The organism is Ruegeria sp. AN6 (assembly GCF_056540425.1).
In genome coordinates this window covers 24,989-43,671 of record NZ_JBQFWR010000006.1, presented here as the reverse complement: position 1 = coordinate 43,671, position 18,683 = coordinate 24,989, and the positions used below count along the sequence as shown (strand labels likewise).

15 protein-coding genes are annotated in these 18,683 nt (G+C 56.9%); 11 read left to right on the top strand and 4 right to left on the bottom strand.

Annotation, left to right across the window (positions count from 1 at the left end):
- The first annotated feature begins 210 nt into the window (after positions 1-210).
- Together ACR0MQ_RS11285 and ACR0MQ_RS11280 are read left to right on the top strand one after the other, a co-directional pair.
- Positions 211-1,368, top strand: a complete 1,158-nt coding sequence (locus ACR0MQ_RS11285) for an acyl-CoA dehydrogenase family protein (protein ID WP_480608196.1) — start codon at positions 211-213, stop codon at positions 1,366-1,368.
- 216 nt (positions 1,369-1,584) lie between these two features.
- Positions 1,585-2,337 carry a nuclear transport factor 2 family protein gene (locus ACR0MQ_RS11280; protein WP_480608193.1) on the top strand — a complete coding sequence of 251 codons (753 nt, stop codon included), beginning with the start codon at positions 1,585-1,587 and terminating at the stop codon, positions 2,335-2,337.
- Between the two features lie 7 nt (positions 2,338-2,344).
- On the opposite strand, the gene ACR0MQ_RS11275 is transcribed toward ACR0MQ_RS11280, so the two are convergent.
- On the bottom strand, positions 2,345-3,244 hold the full coding sequence (locus ACR0MQ_RS11275) for a LysR substrate-binding domain-containing protein (protein WP_480608190.1): 900 nt from the start codon (positions 3,242-3,244) through the stop codon (positions 2,345-2,347).
- A 191-nt stretch (positions 3,245-3,435) separates the two neighbouring features.
- Between ACR0MQ_RS11275 and ACR0MQ_RS11270 the strand changes: the two genes are divergently transcribed.
- The 3 genes from ACR0MQ_RS11270 to ACR0MQ_RS11260 are packed head-to-tail and all read left to right on the top strand — an operon-like array spanning position 3,436 to position 7,972.
- Complete coding sequence (locus ACR0MQ_RS11270) at positions 3,436-5,628, top strand: dehydrogenase E1 component subunit alpha/beta (protein ID WP_480608187.1); 2,193 nt, start codon at positions 3,436-3,438, stop codon at positions 5,626-5,628.
- Positions 5,625-6,659 (top strand): ACP S-malonyltransferase, encoded by a 1,035-nt coding sequence (locus ACR0MQ_RS11265; protein WP_170771406.1) that lies wholly within the window; start codon positions 5,625-5,627, stop codon positions 6,657-6,659. Before ACR0MQ_RS11270 ends, ACR0MQ_RS11265 begins: the two co-directional genes overlap by 4 nt.
- 41 nt (positions 6,660-6,700) lie before the next feature.
- The gene (locus ACR0MQ_RS11260; RefSeq protein WP_480608183.1) at positions 6,701-7,972 is read left to right on the top strand and encodes an NAD(P)/FAD-dependent oxidoreductase; all 1,272 of its coding nucleotides are present in this window, start codon (positions 6,701-6,703) and stop codon (positions 7,970-7,972) included.
- A 3-nt stretch (positions 7,973-7,975) separates the two neighbouring features.
- Here the strand turns inward: ACR0MQ_RS11260 and ACR0MQ_RS11255 are convergent, their stop codons facing one another.
- Positions 7,976-8,677: an SDR family oxidoreductase gene (locus tag ACR0MQ_RS11255; RefSeq protein WP_170771402.1), complete on the bottom strand. Its 702-nt coding sequence runs from the start codon at positions 8,675-8,677 to the stop codon at positions 7,976-7,978.
- Positions 8,678-8,780: 103 nt separating this feature from the next.
- Between ACR0MQ_RS11255 and ACR0MQ_RS11250 the strand changes: the two genes are divergently transcribed.
- Positions 8,781-9,632, top strand: coding sequence for a LysR substrate-binding domain-containing protein (locus ACR0MQ_RS11250; RefSeq protein WP_480608180.1), 852 nt, complete (start codon positions 8,781-8,783; stop codon positions 9,630-9,632).
- Here ACR0MQ_RS11250 and ACR0MQ_RS11245 read toward each other — a convergent pair.
- Positions 9,623-10,525, bottom strand: coding sequence for a LysR family transcriptional regulator (locus tag ACR0MQ_RS11245; protein ID WP_170771398.1), 903 nt, complete (start codon positions 10,523-10,525; stop codon positions 9,623-9,625). The genes ACR0MQ_RS11250 and ACR0MQ_RS11245 overlap by 10 nt on opposite strands.
- Before the next feature lie 77 nt (positions 10,526-10,602).
- Between ACR0MQ_RS11245 and ACR0MQ_RS11240 the strand changes: the two genes are divergently transcribed.
- From ACR0MQ_RS11240 to ACR0MQ_RS11220, 5 genes are all read left to right on the top strand, one after another.
- Positions 10,603-13,815: a reductive dehalogenase gene (locus ACR0MQ_RS11240; RefSeq protein WP_480608177.1), complete on the top strand. Its 3,213-nt coding sequence runs from the start codon at positions 10,603-10,605 to the stop codon at positions 13,813-13,815.
- Between the two features lie 128 nt (positions 13,816-13,943).
- Positions 13,944-14,810, top strand: a complete 867-nt coding sequence (locus ACR0MQ_RS11235; protein WP_170771394.1) for an FAD binding domain-containing protein — start codon at positions 13,944-13,946, stop codon at positions 14,808-14,810.
- Positions 14,807-15,286 carry a (2Fe-2S)-binding protein gene (locus ACR0MQ_RS11230; RefSeq protein WP_170771392.1) on the top strand — a complete coding sequence of 160 codons (480 nt, stop codon included), beginning with the start codon at positions 14,807-14,809 and terminating at the stop codon, positions 15,284-15,286. The genes ACR0MQ_RS11235 and ACR0MQ_RS11230 overlap by 4 nt, the downstream gene beginning before the upstream one ends.
- Complete coding sequence (locus tag ACR0MQ_RS11225; protein ID WP_480608174.1) at positions 15,286-17,538, top strand: xanthine dehydrogenase family protein molybdopterin-binding subunit; 2,253 nt, start codon at positions 15,286-15,288, stop codon at positions 17,536-17,538. Before ACR0MQ_RS11230 ends, ACR0MQ_RS11225 begins: the two co-directional genes overlap by 1 nt.
- Positions 17,535-17,780, top strand: a complete 246-nt coding sequence (locus tag ACR0MQ_RS11220; protein ID WP_010441051.1) for a MoaD/ThiS family protein — start codon at positions 17,535-17,537, stop codon at positions 17,778-17,780. Before ACR0MQ_RS11225 ends, ACR0MQ_RS11220 begins: the two co-directional genes overlap by 4 nt.
- 11 nt (positions 17,781-17,791) lie before the next feature.
- Here the strand turns inward: ACR0MQ_RS11220 and ACR0MQ_RS11215 are convergent, their stop codons facing one another.
- Positions 17,792-18,670 carry a LysR family transcriptional regulator gene (locus ACR0MQ_RS11215; RefSeq protein WP_170771388.1) on the bottom strand — a complete coding sequence of 293 codons (879 nt, stop codon included), beginning with the start codon at positions 18,668-18,670 and terminating at the stop codon, positions 17,792-17,794.
- Between the last annotated feature and the right edge of the window lie 13 nt (positions 18,671-18,683).

The following is an 18,683-nucleotide window of genomic DNA, read 5'->3' as shown; positions in this document are numbered from 1 at the left end:
TTTGCTGTCTCCTGAGTCTTTCGCGGATCGTCTTCAATATGGATGACAATTGCGTGGGCTGTCAGATGTGGAAACGCAGAAGTGAACAGGGCAGGAAACTGGACCAAAGACGTTGCGTAGCAACGCTTTTCGACGCCACGTCACATGGATTGGAAGGAATCGCACACGCAGGTAGCCTTGGGTCAAACACCTGATCTGGAGAGCTTATTGATGTCGCTTTTTACCAGCACCGCCGCCTGGATTACTGACGAACACCGGATGTTTGCCGAGATGGCCGGCCGTTTCATGGACGATGCTTTGGTTCCCAACACAGAGAAATGGGCCGAAAACGGCGTTGTCGATCGGGACTTTTGGCTGCAGGCGGGTCAGACGGGTCTGATGGCTGGTTCGATTGCCGAGGAATATGGCGGTGTTGGCGGTGGAATGGGCTTCGATTCTGTCACTCTGTACGAACAGACCGCACGCGGTGATGCTGGATGGGGATATGGCATTCAGTCCATCGTGACCCATTACATCACCACCTATGGCAGTGAAGATCAGAAACACAAATGGCTGCCAAAGCTTGCCTCGGGCGAGATGATCGGAGCGCTTGCCATGACCGAGCCGGGTACCGGATCGGATGTGCAGGCAGTGAAGACTACGGCTGAGAAGGATGGCAATTCGTATCGGCTTAATGGCTCCAAGATATTTATCACCAACGGGCAATCGGCTGATCTGGTCATCGTGGCGGCGAAGACCGACAAGTCCCTTGGGGCAAAGGGTGTCTCGCTGATCGCCGTCGAAACCGAAGGAACCGAGGGATTCCGCCGGGGACGGAACCTCGAAAAGCTTGGGATGAAGGGCAACGACACGGCAGAATTGTTCTTTGAGGATGTCAAAGTTCCAATGACTAACCTGCTGGGCTCAGAGGAGGGGCAAGGGTTCTATCAGCTGATGAAACAGCTGCCGTGGGAAAGGCTGACCATCGGGATCATGGCGCTGGGCGCGATCGACTTTGCAATATCTGAGACTGTGAAATATGTGCAGGAACGCAAAGCTTTTGGCCAGCGGGTGATGGATTTCCAGAATACCCGTTTCAAGTTGGCCGAGTGTAAGACCAAGGCCGAGGTCCTGCGCAGTTTTGTCAATGACTGCATCGGCAAGCTGGAGGCCGGCGAGCTGGACGCAGCGACAGCGTCAATGGTGAAATACTGGGGTTCAGAGGTGCAGAACGAAATCATGCATGAATGCCTGCAACTGTTCGGCGGCTATGGCTTCATGATGGAGTATCCGATTGCGCGGCTCTACGCGGATGCGCGGGTGCAAATGATCTACGGTGGCACCAATGAGGTGATGAAAGAGCTTATCGCCCGTTCGCTGGACGTCTAACGCGAGGCACTCTCGCCCGTCGTCGGCATTCCTTGCAGAACGTCTCCTCCAATTGGGCCAGGCAGGCGCGGGCGCAGTCCGCACCTGCCCGGCCCCTGCTGTCCGCAGGACGCAAGGCCGGAGGCCGCGCAGGTTTGCGACACTCGTTGCCATTGAAGCACTGCATTCCGCCTGCCATTGTGATTGAGGGATATTCTGTCCGAGAGGAACCTCGACATGGTTGCGTCTAACAAAGATCGCATATGCGCCCTGCTCAAGAGTATTGAGACGGGCGATCCGGGCCCGATTTCAGTGGTGAACGAAGCGCGGTATATCCAGCACAATCCACAAACTCATGAAGGCAGTGAGGGCTTGGCGGCGTTGTTCAAGCGGCTGTCTGATACCTCTCCACGCGTGAACATTGTGCGCGCGTTTGAAGATGGAGACTTTGTCTTTGCACATACCGAATATGATTTCTCGCGCCGAAACATTGGTTTTGAAGTGTTCCGCTTTGAAGACGGGCAAGCGGTCGAGCATTGGGACAATACTCAGAAACGATTGGGCCCAAATGGTTCGGGGCGCAGTATGGTGGATGGCCCCACAGAAAGCCGGGACATCGAGTATACAGAAAAGAACCGGACGCTTGTCCGCTCTTTCGTTGAAAATGCCCTGATCGCAGGAGATCCAGATCAGATAGAAGCTTTTGTTGACACCACTGCCTTTGTGGAACACAGCCCGGGTTTCTCAGACGAGTTAACATCGTTGCGCGCCGCATTTTCTGACACAGAGGCTATTAACTATCAGCATCTTCACCGGGTTCTGGCGGAAGGCGATTTTGTTTTGACCGTTTGTGAGGGTGAGCGTGCGGGAAAGCATAGCTCTTTCTATGATCTGTTCCGCGTATCTGATGGCAAGATCACTGAACACTGGGATACGGTTGAGATCATTGCACCGCGCAGCGAATGGAAGAATGACAACGGCAAATTCTAAGGGAGTTCTAAAGGCTGGTATCAGGCTCCAATTGTTCACTGATCCAGCCTTGGAAAGATCGCAGCGGCTCGGGGGTAGACCGGTCATTCGGCCATACGAGATAATAGCTGCCAAGACTCACATACGGACCGTCCCACGCCTTAACAAGTCTCCCTGAGCGCAGATCATCCTGAACCAGATATGAAGGCACCAAAGCTACGCCCAATCCATGGATCGTGGCTTGGATCATGGTCGAGAACTGATCGAACATCATACCCCGCAGGCCGGTGACTGATTGGCCCTGCATCTCGAACCAGCGCTCCCAGGCGTCTGGTCGGGAATCAAGGTGCAACAGCGGCGCGGCGCAGAGGGTATCCAAGGTGTCGAAATTGACGTTGGTAAGTGCAGGGGCACAAACGGGCAGGAGCTCTTCCCTCATGATCGGCAGATACTGAACACCCGCCCAATCCTGCTGACCAAAATGGATCGCTGCATCAAATGGTTCAGAGGCAAAATCAAATGGCTTGAGGCGGGTACCCAGATTGACTGTGACCTCAGGATGGCGGCGGGCAAAATCCTGCAGGCGCGGTGCAAGCCAGTGCATCCCGAACGCGGGAAGGATCGACAGGTCAAGCGACCCGCCAGCCGGGTTGGCTTTGAGCTTCAATGCCGCACGCGCCAGTTCCTGCACTGCAGACCTTGCGGTCTGGACATAATCTTTGGCGGCGGGCGTGAGGCGCAGCCGCATTTGGCTGCGCTCGATCAGTTGCACGCCCAACTGGTCCTCCATTGTCTTCAGTTGGCGACTGATTGCGCTTTGGGTCAGGGACAGTTCAGCTGCCGCAGCCGAAGCGCTGCCCAACCTGTCAACAGCCTCGAGCGCGAGCAGAGATGAGATGGAGGGAAGAAACCGCCTGGGCGTAATCATATGACTTATCCTCATACCTTCTGAACGCAATAACACTGGTTTTTTCCAACCACCAGAGCGATGAAAGCTGGAACGCATCGCCAATTGTGATCTTGAAACGCGCGCCCGGGCGCGGGAAAATCGAGAGGCTGGGCGAACCCGCGCCGAGATCGGTCAAAGCCGATGATACAGACCAAACAAAAGCGAGAACCATGGACCGCGCCCAGATCGTACATGAGAATTTTCTGACCCGCGTTGCAGATCGCGATTTTCCCGACGGTGTGCCGCCGTGCTCCGGGTTGAGCGATGCAGATGCGGTTTCGCTGTTCCGGTCACAGGTTCTGAGCCGTGCATTGGACAGGACCAGCCGAGCGATGCAAAAGGCTGGGCAGGGGTTCTATACGATTGGCTCGTCCGGGCATGAGGGGATGGCAGCCGTTGCGCATGCCCTGCGCCCGACCGATATTGCGTTCCTCCATTATCGGGACGCGGCCTTCCAGATCGCGCGGGCGGAACAGGTACCGGGTCAACAGATCACATGGGACATGCTGCTCAGCTTTGCGTGCTCAAGTGATGACCCGATCTCGGGCGGACGGCATAAGGTTCTGGGGTCAAAAGCACTGATGATCCCGCCACAAACCTCGACCATCGCCAGCCATTTACCCAAAGCTGTCGGTGCGGCTTATGCGCTGGGGGCTGCGCGCCGAAACACGCCTGAACATCGCGTGCTGCCGGAAGACGGAATTGCAATGTGTTCTTTTGGGGATGCTTCAGCCAATCACTCGACGGCTCAGGGGGCGATCAACACTGCAGGATGGACAAGCGTGCAGTCGACGCCGCTGCCCTTGATGTTCGTGTGTGAAGACAACGGAATCGGGATTTCCGTCAAAACGCCCAAAGGCTGGATTCAGGCGTCGATGGAGCACCGTCCGGGGATCAGGTATTTTCAGGCAAACGGGTTGGATATCTATGAAACTCACGCTGTCGCAAAAGAGGCCGCCGACTATGTCCGCAGGCGTAGGAAACCAGCTTTCCTGCATCTGAAAACAGTGCGCCTGTATGGCCACGCTGGTGCGGATGTGCCGACAACTTATCTGCCAAAGTCTGAAGTTGAAGCAGATGAGACAAACGACCCGTTGTTGCACACCGTACGGCTGCTGGATCAGGCAGGTGCGTTGTCGCCGGACCAGGCGCTGAGTATTTACCGCGACACTTGCGCAAGAACCGACCGCGTGGCGACCGAGGCTGCCAGTCGTCCTCATCTGGCGAATGTGGCCGAGGTTATGGCAAGCCTGATCCCGCCCAAACGTCCCTGCAAGCCGACAAATGGCCCGAGTGCAAAAGCGCGGACTGAAACTTTTGGCGGCGATACGCGTGCGATGGATGAGCCCCAGCCGATGAGTCGGCTGATCAACTGGGCGCTGACCGATCTGATGCTGGCGCATGATGAGATCGTGTGTATGGGCGAAGATGTAGGACGCAAAGGTGGCGTTTATGGCGTGACACAGAAGCTACAGCAGCGTTTTGGCCCGGACCGGGTGATTGATACACTTCTGGACGAGCAATCTATTTTGGGGCTCGCTATCGGCATGGGTCATAACGGCTTCGTGCCGATCCCCGAAGTCCAGTTTCTGGCCTATCTGCACAATGCCGAGGATCAGATCAGGGGGGAGGCAGCAACTTTGCCGTTCTTCTCGAATGGGCAATTCACTAATCCGATGGTCCTGCGGATCGCTGGTCTGGGGTATCAGAAGGGATTCGGCGGGCATTTTCACAACGACAATTCTCTGGCCGTTTTGCGGGACATACCGGGGGTAATCATCGCCTGCCCCTCTACTGGTACGGATGCGGCAAAAATGCTGCGCGAGTGCGTGCGGTTGGCGCGAGAAGAGCAACGGGTTGTGGTGTTTCTTGAACCGATCGCGCTCTATCCCATGCGCGATCTGCACGGGGCGCAGGATGGAGGGTGGATGACCACATATCCGTCACCGGATCAAAAGATCGCGCTGGGCGAGGTTGGCGTACATGGTGACGGCACAGATTTGGCGATCGTGACCTACGGCAATGGGCACTATCTCTCGAGACAGGCTTTACCCGAGCTTGAGGCGGCAGGGTTGAAAACCCGGATCATTGATATGCGCTGGCTTACTCCACTACCCACTGACGCCCTGCGCGAGGCCACCAACACATGCGCACATGTATTGATCGTTGACGAATGCCGCCGCACCGGCAGCCAGTCTGAAGCGCTGATGACTTTCTTCGCGGAAGACAGCCCCGCGATACCAACCGCCCGTGTTGTGGCCGAGGATTGCTTTATCGCGACCGGTCCGGCCTACGCTGCGCCTCTCCCCTCGAAAGACGGAATTGTTGACGCTGCTTTGGCGCTGACCGGAGGAAAATCATGACCCGCACTGCTGTTGTGATCTGTCCTGGTCGGGGTACTTATAACAAGCCTGAATTGGGCTACCTGCATCAACATCATGCGGGTCGGATGAGCCAATTTCACAGTTTCGATGAGATCCGTGCTGAAGCGGGGCAGGAGACGGTTACGGCGCTGGATGGCGCTGGCCGTTTCAGCGTTGGTAAATATTCGCGTGGCGATGTGGCCTCACCCTTGATCTATGCGGCGTCATTGGCGGATGCGCAGGCACTTGCCAAGGATATTGAGGTAGTCGCCGTCACCGGCAATTCGATGGGATGGTACATCGCGCTGGCCGTCGCTGGTGCATTGACACCAGAGAACGGCTTTCGTGTGGTCAATACGATGGGTACGCTAATGCAAAAGCAACTGATCGGTGGCCAATTGGTGTACCCGTTCGTCGACGAAGAATGGTCGAATGATGTTGCACGCAAATCAGCGTTGTTAGACGCGGTTGCACGGATCAACACATTGAAAGACCATACTCTGGCGCTTTCGATTGATCTGGGCGGGATGCTGGTACTTGCAGGGAATGAGGCAGGGCTAAATGCATTTGAAACCGCCAATCCCGTTGTGCAGGATAGGTTTCCTTTGCGACTGGCGAACCACGCTGCCTTCCACACCGTGCTACAGGCACCAGTGGCGACCGAAGGTCGGGCGCTACTGTGCGCTGATCTGTTTGGCCAACCAGAGCGCCCGATGATCGACGGCCGTGGTAAAATCTGGTGGCCAGGAGCGACAGATACCGGGGCACTGTGGGAGTATACACTTGGCCATCAGGTGACCGAGACCTATGATTTCACCCATGCCATCCAGACGGCCGCGCGCGAGTTTGCTCCGGACCTCTTTATTGTGACAGGCCCCGGTGCAACGCTAGGCGGTGCCGTCGCGCAATCTCTGACTTTGGGGAACTGGCGCGGTATGACGGACAAGATGTCGTTCCAGTCGCTGCAGGAAACTGACCCGTTTCTGATTGCCATGGGGCGGGCCGAGCAACGCGCCCTTGCAACTGGCTAGATCCGGCCTGATGATCGACGAAAATTTGGCGAGGCTTGGGAATGCCTGACTATGATCAATCGTTATGGCGGCAGACCTGCGGCGAGAGTATCAAAACGCAAAAACTCTCCGGTGACGTAACCGTAGACATTGCAATTATAGGAGGCGGGTACACGGGATGCTCTGCCGCCTTGACCGCAGCAAAGGCTGGGGCTTCGGTTTGCCTACTCGAAGCACATCGGATTGGGCATGGCGGCTCGGGTCGAAATGTTGGGTTGGTCAATGCTGGGCTTTGGCTGCCGCCTGATCAAATTCGATCGCATCTGGGGCAGGTGCCGGGTAGCCGTCTGATCGATCTGCTGGCGAATGCACCGTCTGAAGTCTTTGGGCTGGTCAATGCGCATGAGATCGCCTGCGAGCCGGTGAGGCATGGCACGTTACATTGTGCCCATTCGGCCAAGGGCTTTGAGGATTTGCATACACGCCATAGCCAGTTGAGCGTTTCTGGGGCGCCGGTCGAGCTACTTGATGCAAACACCTCACGCAAGCGCACAGGTAGCCCCGCTGTCCATGGCGCTTTGTTCGATCCCCGTGCTGGCACAATTCAACCGCTGGCCTTTGTAGTCGGCTTGGCACGCGCCGCGCAGGATGTGGGGGCGCTGATCTATACCGAAAGCCCAATCCAATCCCTGCGACAGGAGGCGGGGATGTGGGTTTTGCACGGAGAAAACGGCACCGTGCGTGCCAAATCGATCATTCAGGCGACCAACGCCTATCATCAAGGCATCGCCGATACCGCGCCCGCCTACGTACCTGTGTACTATTTCCAATACGCCACTGCTCCGCTGTCACCTAACCTACGAGCCAGCATACTGCCAGAGGGTGAAGGCTGTTGGGATACAGGGCTGATCATGACATCGTTCCGGCTGGATCAGGAGGGACGATTTATCATCGGCGGAATGGGTGATCTGAACAGCGTCGGAGGCTTTGCGCACAAAGCTTGGGTCAGTCGCAAGTTGGTGGCGGTCTACCCGCAACTGGCGGATCAACCGCTGGTCAAAGGTTGGCACGGACGCATTGCGATGACTTCAGACCACATCCCCAAGATCATTCAGATCGGTCCGCATGCGCTGGCCGCGCATGGGTTCTCGGGGCGTGGGATCGGACCGGGCACCGTGTTCGGTCGCTTGATGGCCGAAAGCCTACTTAACGATGATCCGTCGCTGCTGCCTGTGCCGCCGATAACGGAGTACCGTGAGAGCTGGACGGGTCTGCGCCGTGCTTTTTTCGAAACCGGAGCTGCACTGACGCACCTCGTCAAAACCCGATTTTGAAGTTTAGACAGACCGGGTAATACCGCCGTCCACACGGATATTCTGGCCGGTGATATATCCACCACCTTCGGAAGCCAGCAGCGAGACGACCGAGGCGATCTCATCATAGCTGCGCCCATAACGGCCCATCGGAATGCGTGCGCGGAACTCTTCCTTCTCGGGAAGGCTGTCGATGAACCCCGGCAAGACGTTGTTCATGCGGATATTGTCGATAGCATATTTGTCCGAGAACAGTTTTGCAAAGGCCGCCAGCCCCGCGCGGAATACGCCCGAAGTCGGAAACACCGGGTCAGGTTCGAAGGCGGCAAAGGTCGAGATGTTGATGATCGATCCACCACCCTGCGCCTGCATGATAGGGGTAACCAGACGTGTGGGCCGCACCGCGTTCATGAAATAGACATCCATACCAGTGTGCCAGTCCTCATCCGTAAGCTCGAGCACCGGTGCGCGTGGGCCATGACCAGCCGAGTTGACCAATACATCGATGCGCCCCCAATGGTTCATCGCCGCATCCACAAGTTTTTGCAGGTCATCAGTTGACTGGTTCGAACCCGTAATACCGACGCCGCCCAATTCATGCGCCAGCGTCTCACCCTTACCCGAAGAGGATAGGATGCCAACCTTGAACCCGTCCGCCACCAACCGGCGCGCGCTATCCGCGCCCATACCGCTGCCGCCTGCAGTGATCAATGCAACTTTTTCCATCTTCGCGCCCCTCTGCGATATCTGATGTGAAGATGGCTGACCCGTATCAATTTGACCAATCAGTTCTGTTGCGCAGTAGCAGTAGAAAATCTACAGTCTATGAATGCCTGCTCTTCCACCTCTCAACGCGATGCGCGCCTTCGAGGCCTCGGCGCGTCACTTGAACTTTCGCCTTGCAGCGGAAGAAATTGGGGTCACTCAAGGGGCCGTTGCTCAGCAAGTGCGTGGACTTGAGGCGCGATTGGGGACTGCTCTGTTTGAACGCCTTCCGCGCGGGTTGCGGCTGACCGAAGCGGGACGCAGGCTACAAGCGCCATTACGTCGGGCGTTTCGTCTGATCGAAGATGCCTTCGATGACCTATCCAGTAATAGGCAGATCGCAATATCGGTCACGCCCAGTTTTGCATCTAAATGGCTGGTGCCGCGTTTGAATGATTTTCTGACCAGCTATCCCGATATTTCAGTTCAGGTTGATGCACGCGAGCGGTTGGCGGATTTCAGATCGGATGGGATCGACATCGCAGTACGTCAAAGCCGTTCGCCGATTGCGCAGGACCTGAATGCCATACCGCTATTCTCGACGGAGTTCGTTGTTGTCAGCTCTCCAGAATTGGCGTCACAAATCTCCAACCCAGATGATCTGATGGAGTACGTTCTACTCAGCGATTCCCACGGACTTTGGCCTCTGTATCTGGAACGAGCCGGGGTAGAGGGGAAACCCCGGACGATAAGCTTCAGTCAGACAAGCCTGGCGATTGACGCCGCAATCTCAGGTCAGGGGTTTGCGCTGGCCAATGCCCCGCTTGTGTCGGATGAACTGGCCTCGGGGCGCCTATCGCAACCATTATCCGAGGTGCTGGTTGATGATCTGAGCTTTTTTATCGTCACCCCTAAGAAGCCACGTCAACCAGAATTAGTAGGACACATGCGCGACTGGCTTCTGTCTCAGGTCTGAAGATTGGCGGCAATGCTCTCGATCCGTGTGCGTAACCAGCGATGCGCGGGATCGTTGGTCGAGCGCTGGTGCCAGACCATGTAGATCGACACTGGGTCACACTCAAATGGTAATGGCGCAAAGTCCAGTGTCGCCAGCGGGCCGCGTTTCATCAAAGCTGTATCGGTCGAGATCAGGTCGCTGCCTTTCACGAAAGTCGGGATTGCGTTGAAATGCGGCAAGGTAACAACAGGTGGTCTGATCTGGCTTTGGTCCACGCCACGCATTACGGCACGGGCATTTCGTCCATCGGCGAAACGCACCTCGACATGATCGCTGTCACAATAGGCGGACCAGTCCCTGGGCGGTTCACGGTGGGCGGCGTCATAAAACACCATCAGCGGGCTGGTGATCAGGCGCTTCTGAAAGATATCCGGCCCATCTGGCGGCAATGGGGTCAGCATCAACTGGCACCGGTCACTGCGTAGTAAGTCCGGGTCCGGAACCCCCGAAGGGATGAATTCCAGTCGCAACCGGACGCCTTCCTTGCGCGTTTTACGCAGCAATTCGGGAAAGATCAGCTCGCGCGGCATATCATTGGTGGCGATTTGGATGGCCATCTGTTCAGACACAGGATCAAATGGACGGCCGACGGTCAGGGCACGCATGTTGTCCAGCACCTGTTGCACCGGCTCTTTGAGGGCAAGCGCGCGTTCAGTCGGGGTCAGCCCTTGACCGGATCGAACGAACAGCGGATCACCAAGCACTTGCCGCAACTTTCCCAGCGTGTGGCTGATGGCCGATTGCGTCACCCCGAGCCGGTCGGCTGCCTTCGAGACTGAACTTTCTTCGAGTATTGTCAGAAATACCCGAAGGACTTTGCCATCAAGATCAGTGAAATCAATTTTATTCATACTGTATATGATTATTCATGAATGGATTTGGTGTCCATGCCGGGATAGGGGGAAGGGCAGCAAGCAGGAGGCACACGATGGGGATCCGCTTTTTCTCGGACAAGAACCGACCCGTTCATATGGGCTCGTACCCGTTGGAACGGCTGGCACGGCAAAACCGGATGCCTGACTTGACACAAGTCCCACCAATGCGCGCGCTCAGCTTTCACCGTTCTGATCGGCCCGAAAGCATCGTCAATGCAATGGGAGAATTCCAGGCAATGCTGGATGCGATCCGGGACGGTTTCGTGAATCCAGTCGCGTCTGAAATTCCAGCCGATCCCGTTGATCGCGTCAACCACCTGAAAGCGTTCGGCTATTTTAACGACGCGTCGATGATGGGCTGCGGACCTCTGCTGCCGGATGCAATGTTGGCCGAACCCCGGCGCAACCCGGATATCGATCGGTTGGCCCATGCCCTTCGAACCCGCCAGACCAAGACGCTGGCCTCGGGCATCGACGTGATCATGGCAGATCTGAAAGAAAGCATGGAAGCCGCGCCCAAGCCCATCGACAGCCATCGCCATGCACTTGTGTTTGTTTATGAATTCAACCGTGATCCTGATCCTTCGGAGCCGGGGGCCGAATGGATCGCGGAGGCGCAGGATCACCGCGCCTGCCTCTTGGCCACCGAAAATGCCGTTGTGATAGCCAACTATACTCGTTTGTTGGGATTTGATGCACGGGCACACTCGGCAATGTCATCCGAGGTTGATCTGGGCAAACTCGCCGTGGCTGCAGGCCTGGCTTCACTGGAGGACGGTGAAGTCGTAGTGCCGTGGCTTGGCAAACGCTTTGGTCTGGCTGCGGTAACCACCGAAATGGAAATTGCTCATGATCTCCCGCTTTGCCCCATGGCGGAACAACCCTGGTTCCGGACCCAGGGTCCGGCGTGGTGGTTGGGTGCGGGCTTTGCGAAGAACGCCATGAACCGTGATCCGTATGCTAAGCGTCGATATGTCGATGGTGCGCATCCGTTCGAAAACCTCAAACGCGTGGACAACCCCACCACATATATCGACGAAGAGAATGTCGCCCGCGTTCCCAAACGGGCGGATATGTTCGCGCGCGCACAGTTCGGCGACATGGGCAAAAACCTGCAGGACGCAGCCAAAGGCGGCTATTATGTCCGCAAAGCGGCCCCAAGCTTTGCACAGCGCCGTGCGTTGGGCGCGTTTGTTCTGCTGCAGGATGGCGACAGCGCCATGGTCGAAGGACCTGCAGATGCCGACCGAAATGGCGCGAACATCAAGGCTGCGACTTACTTCCTTGGAGTCGACGCGGTGGGCCTCAGCCGGTGTCCCGAATGGAGTTGGTATTCCCACGACGCCACTGGCGAAGAGATAAACCCGTCACATGACCAGGCGATCAGCATGATCATTGACCAGGGTTACGAGACGATGGAAGGTGCCAGCGGTGATGACTGGATCAGCGTGGCCCAGTCGATGCGCGCATATCTGCGGTTTTCGCTTTTGGGCGGCGTAATCGCGCAGCAAATCCGCAACCTCGGCTACAAAGCCAAGGCCCATACGGTGATGGATGGAGAGGTGCTGCAACCCCCTCTGTTGCTACTGTCGGGAATGGGCGAGGTCAGTCGGATCGGAGAAGTTATTCTGAACCCATATCTCGGCCCCCGATTGAAATCGGGTGTCGTGACAACCGACATGCCGATGACGCATGACAAGCCGATCGATTTTGGCCTGCAGACTTTCTGTGAGAACTGCAACAAATGCGCGCGTGAGTGCCCATCGGGTGCGATCACCGCCGGGCCGAAGCTGATGTTCAATGGCTACGAAATCTGGAAGTCCGATAGCCAGAAATGCGCGACCTACCGGGTCACCACTCCGGGCGGCGCCATGTGTGGGCGTTGCATGAAAACCTGCCCCTGGAACCTGGAAGGCATATTCAAAGAACGCCCTTTCCGATGGGCCGCGATGAATATCCCTCAGGCCGCGCCTGCCTTGGCAAGGCTGGACGATGCCGTCGGCAATGGCGGTTTGAATGACACCAAGAAATGGTGGTGGGATATAGAGCTGGAAGCTGACGGTGCCTATCGCCCTACGCAACATCCCCTGAACCGGCGCGATCTGCAAAAGGACCTCGACCTGAAATACGAGGATCAGACGCTTGCGGTGTATCCGGCCTACCTTGCACCGCATCCGTGGCCCTATCCGTTTGCGATGGACCGCGAGGCCGGGATCGCAGCGTATGAAGCGATGCTGACCGCCGATGAGTACAAGGCGCGCAAGGCAGCGGGCGATATGTCGGTCATTCATCGTTATCAGATCGCAGGCGATGCTCCGGTCATGAGGGTGGAGCTGACTAAGGTCGACAAGATGACCGCGGATGTCACGAAGTATGAATTCTCGACGCTCAATGGTGCCCCGCTGCCTGAATGGACCGCTGGTGCGCATCTGGACGTGCTGGTCGCGCCAGAATTTTTGCGGCAGTACTCCATGTCCGGCGACCCGTCAGATTGCTCGACCTATCAGATCGGCGTTCTGCGTGAAGACGAGGGGCGGGGTGGATCAGCCCTCTTGCATCGGATTTTCAATGAAGGTCGTAAGGTTTTCATTTCCAAACCGATCAACCACTTTGAGCTGAATGAAGATGCATCGAGAACCTTCCTGATGGGGGGCGGCATCGGGATTACTCCGATGATTGCCTTCGCGCATCGATTGCACGCGTTAGGAAGTCCATTTGAACTGCACTATTCTGCCAGCACGCGCGCCGAGGCGGGATATCTGGACGACTTGGCCACGATGCCCTGGGCGGATCACGTTCACTATCATTTTTCAGATGAGGGCACGCGTGCTGATTTGGATGCGATCCTTGGCGGCTATCAGGAGGGTTGGCATGTCTATACCTGCGGTCCGGATCGTTTCATGGATGGCGTCATGCAAGCCGCCGAAGCGCAGGGTTTCCCAGAAGAAGCGCGGCATCTGGAGTATTTTTCGGTCCCCGAACAGCCGGAGTATGAGAACCACGAATTCACCCTTAAGCTGGCAAAATCCGGTCGGGAACTGAAAGTGCCAGCGGACAAAGATGCTGCTCAGGTCCTGAATGAAGCGGGAATACACGTTGATGTGAAATGCGCCGATGGCATCTGTGGTGTCTGCAAATGCGGAGTGATTTCGGGCGAAATCGAACATCGTGATTTTGTGTTATCGAACAAACAACGAGAAGGGGCGATCATACTCTGCCAAAGCCGTGCGGCGCAAAAAGACGGTGTGATCGAAATCGATCTCTGAGCGCAGTCCGAATGCGATATGTTTAGGTCAAAAAATAGGTCGCACAGGCCATGGACGAACAGGGGTCGCTGCACTAACGTCCCTCGCAAAACCCAGTGAACCCTGATCAACAGGTGCGAGGTACTTTCATGGACTATCACAGCCCCGCCAGTTTTGCCGAAGCGTCGGCGCTGGCACAAAATGCAACGGGCATCACGCGGTTTCTGGCGGGGGGCACCGACGTTCTGGTGCAACTGCGCTCGGAACTGGTGACGCCGGATACGCTGATCGATATCAAGAAGATCAACGGCGTACATGACATCACCCGTAATTCCGACGGCAGTTGGACATTGGGTGTAGCCACAACCGGCGCAGAGATGAGCGAGCACCCTGAGCTTGGCCACGACTGGCCCGGCGTGGTCGAGGCAATGGACCTGATCGGATCGACTCAGGTACAGGGGCGCGCGACGTTGACCGGCAACCTTTGCAATGGCTCTCCGGCGGCTGATTCCGTTCCCGCCATGGTCGCGGCAGGTGTAACGGTCACAGTCACTGGCCCAGAGGGTGTGCGGGACGTGGCGGTTGAAAACATCCCGACCGGCCCCGGTAGAACTTCACTGGCTAAGGGTGAGGTAATCTCGTCTGTCAACATTCCGGCGCGTGGCGAAAACGGTGGGGATGCCTATCTGCGTTTCATCCCGCGTACCGAAATGGATATCGCCGTGGTCGGAGTGGGTGTAAACCTACGACTGGACGGCGACATCATCACCGAGGCACGCGTATCACTTGGGGCTGTCGCTCCGACCGTCCTTCTGGTCGAAGAAGCAGCCCGCGCCATCATTGGCACCACTTTGGATGACTCCGCGCTCGATGCCCTCGCCGCTGCCGCATCGGCCGCATGCAACCCAATTGATGACAAACGTGGCACCATCGCGTTTCGGATCGAAGTTGCCGGAGTTCTTGCCAAGCGTACCGCCAAGATCGCCTATGCCCGCGCCAAGGGAGAGCAAACATGAGTAAGCTGCATGTAACGACCACCGTAAACGGTGATGAAGTTGAATATCTCTGCGATCCGCGTGAAACGCTGCTGGATTGTTTGCGCGACAAGCTGAACTTGACTGGCGCGAAAGAAGGCTGCGGCACGGGTGATTGCGGCGCTTGCTCTGTGACCGTCGATGGTCGTCTGGTGTGTTCGTGCCTAATGCTGGGCGTCGAGGCTGAGGGCAAGCAGATCGAAACCGTTGAAGGGATCGCAGATGGCGATGTCCTTCATCCGTTGCAGAAGAAGTTCATTGAATATGCCGCCCTGCAGTGCGGTGTTTGCACGCCGGGCATATTGGTTGCGGCCAAATCCCTGTTGGAAAAGAACCCGGATCCAACCGAGGAAGAGGCGCGCTATTGGCTGGCCGGCAATCTGTGCCGCTGCACCGGTTATGACAAGATCATCCGCGCCGTGATGGATACGGCTGCTGAGCTGCGGGAGGCTTCGTAATGGCACTCGACGATCGTAAGTCCATCTTCAACTTTGTAGGCACGCGCCCCGACCGCCCTGATGGGCTCGACAAAGTGACAGGTCGCGCCAGGTTCGGGGCTGATGCCTACGCGCCGGGTATGTTGCACGGGGCAATCCTGCGCTCACCCCACGCCCATGCGCGGATCGTCAGGATCGACACCTCAAAGGCCGAGGCGCTCAAGGAGGTCAAGGCTATCGTCACTCGCGCAGATTTTGCCGAACTCACGTTCAAGCCGGGTCTGGAAGGCGAGTTCTGGAATGTCCAGGAAAACGTCATGGCGGGCGAGAAGGCGCTGTATGACGGCCATGCGATTGCTGCGGTTGCCGCGACTTCAGCGTTGGCTGCACGTGATGCGCTGAAACTGATCGAGGTGGAATATGAAGTGTTGCCTCATGTCACCGATGTAGACAAGGCGATGGCTGCGGATGCACCGGTGATCCGCGAAGGTGCGGCCGACTATTCGGTGCCTGAAGGCATGCATCCAAATGTCGTACGCTATCATGAAAGCGGTCACGGAGATGTAGAGGCCGGGTTCGCCGAGGCTGATCTGGTCATCGAAGATAGCTTTGTGACCGAGGCGACCCATCAGGGCTATATCGAGCCTCATGCCTGTCTTGCGTCGTTGGGCGCGGACGGTAAGGGGGAATTGTGGTGCACCACTCAGGGTCATTGGTACGCTCAGAAATACTGTGCCACGTTGCTAGGCATCGAAACCGCGCAGTTGCGCGTGACAGCTTCCGAAATCGGAGGAGGTTTCGGCGGCAAGACCACTGTGTTCATCGAACCGGTGGCCTTGGCGTTAAGCCGCAAAGCCAATCGCCCGGTCAAGTTGGTGATGAACCGATCCGAGGTATTCCGGTCCACCGGCCCCACTTCATCCGCGTCGATGGATATTAAGATCGGGATGAAGAAAGACGGCACGATCACAGCGGCCCAAGGTATTTTTCGTCTGCAGGGCGGCGCGTTTCCCGGTGCACCTGGCGATTTGACTGCAATGTGTGCTTTTGCGCCCTATGACCTGACCAACGTGCGGCAGGTGGGGTATGACGTCATAGCTAACCGCCCCAAACAGGCCGCCTATCGCGCGCCGGGCGCACCAATGGGTGCTTTTGCGGTTGAATCCGTGCTGGATGAGCTGTGTAATCAACTGGGTCTCGACCCTGTGGATGTGCGCCTCAAGAACGCGGCGGCTGAAGGTTCAAAAGCCAGCTATGGACCCACATATGAGCGCATCGGCCTTGTCGAAACACTTGAAGCAGCCAAGGCGCATCCGCATTATTCGGCGCCGCTGAAACCGGGGCAGGGGCGCGGAATTTCCTGTGGCTTCTGGTTCAATCATGGTGGCGAGACGTCTGTTTCGTTGGCCTTGTCCGAGGATGGCTCGGCGCAAGTTATGGTTGGAACGCCTGACATTGGCGGTTCGCGTGCATCAATGGCCCTGATGGCGGCCGAGGTTCTGGGTATTCCCTATGAAAACATTCGGGTGACCGTCGCGGACACCGCTTCGCTTGGTTACAATGATGTCTCTCACGGCAGCCGCGTAACCTATGCCAGTGGTCTGGCGACGATCAAAGCCGCAAACCACGCGGTTGAGAAACTGTGCGAACGCGCAGCAGCCAAATGGGGCATTCCGGTTGATGCGGTGAAATGGGAGGATGGTTGCGCAGTACCGTCGGGCCCGAATGCGGGCGATTTCGACCCGCTGCCGTTGGCTGACATCACCGCAGATATGGGCGCGACCGGAGGTCCGATCTCAGGTCATTTCGAAGCCACCCCTGAAGGCGCGGGTGTGTCCTTTGGCACTCATATAGTGGATGCCGAGGTGGATCCGGAAACCGGCAAAACAAGCATCGTCCGCTACACGGTCATTCAGGATGCCGGCAAGGCGATCCACCCGACCTATGTGGAAGGCCAATACCAAGGCGGCGCCGCGCAGGGCATCGGTTGGGCGCTGAACGAAGAATATATCTATGGCGAGGATGGTCGATTGCAGAACTCGATCTTCCTTGACTACCGCATTCCGGTCGCAAGCGATTTGCCGATGATTGATACGGTGATTGTCGAAGTGCCCAACCCCGGCCACCCCTTTGGCGTGCGCGGCGTGGGAGAAACCGGGATCGTGCCGCCTCTGGCCGCCATCGCCAACGCGGTATCCAACGCAGCTGGTGTGCGGATGAAGCAACTGCCAATGTCACCGCCGCGCATTCTGGCGGCGCTTAAGGAAAAATGATCCAGGTTCACCTCTGGTCCAGCCTCCGGTCTCTGACCGGAGGCCAGCAGGTGGTCGAAGTTGAGGCGGCTACCACGGGGGAGTTGTTGAAAGAACTGGTGCGCCATCATCCCAGATTACAGGCCCCAATTGACGCGGGCGTATCGGTTGCGGTTGACGGTCGCATCATCGCGACGGGTCTGTCCGAGCCGATCCCGGAAGGTGCCGAAGTTTATCTGATGCAGCGCCTGCGCGGAGGCTGAATTTGGGAATCCTATTTCTTGGCGAAATCGCATGACAATATGAAAGTGCTGCACTGTTCGGTCAGGTTCTGAAACCGCGACCGTTCGCGGACATACAGATAAACCTGCCTCTTGTCGTCAAGATCCACGATAGGGCGGAAAGCGACCGCCTCTGGCAGGAATTCCGCCACGGTTTGGGGCAAAACAGTGATCCAATTACCGGATCGAACCAGAGTGATCAGTGAATGTGTATTGTGGATTGTGATCGCGGCATTTTCGGTGGCTGACAGGAACGCTGGCGATTGAATGAGATCGCAAAGCCTATTTCGCACAAATGGCGCGGTTGGGATATCAGCGATGCTCAGCGGTTTTGCACCTGTGATCAGGTCATGATCTGAGGCGGCGACAAGTCCAAATGGATCCTGAAATAGTGGAAGAGCGCGAACACCATTCAATGGATGATATCCCGATGCAATGCCGATATCGGCCTGATCCTGCGCAATCGCGTCGAGCACCTGTTGCGTATCCGAGTCACGCAGTTCAATCTTAACACCTGGGAATTGGCTGGTCATGTATTCCAGCAGGGGCGGAAATATCAACGCCCCGACCGAAGGGACAGATACGATCCTGATCAGACCTTGTTGAGCCTGTGCCGCCGCATCGATGTTCTGGACGGCCTGGTCAAATTGGCGGATCTGTTTCAGGGCAAGTTCGAATACCTGCTCACCCAGCGGCGATAGCTGGTTTTTTCGCTCACCTTCAAACAGTTTCTTACCCAGATGGTCTTCGAGCTGTTTCAGCGTCATTGAGATGGCTGATTGCGTTCGGCCAAGGCGATCGGCTGCCTCGACCAGATTGCCGGTCTGCGCGACGGTGCAAAAGCATCGCAACATTTCGATTTTGATGGCCAACCTTCAGATTCCT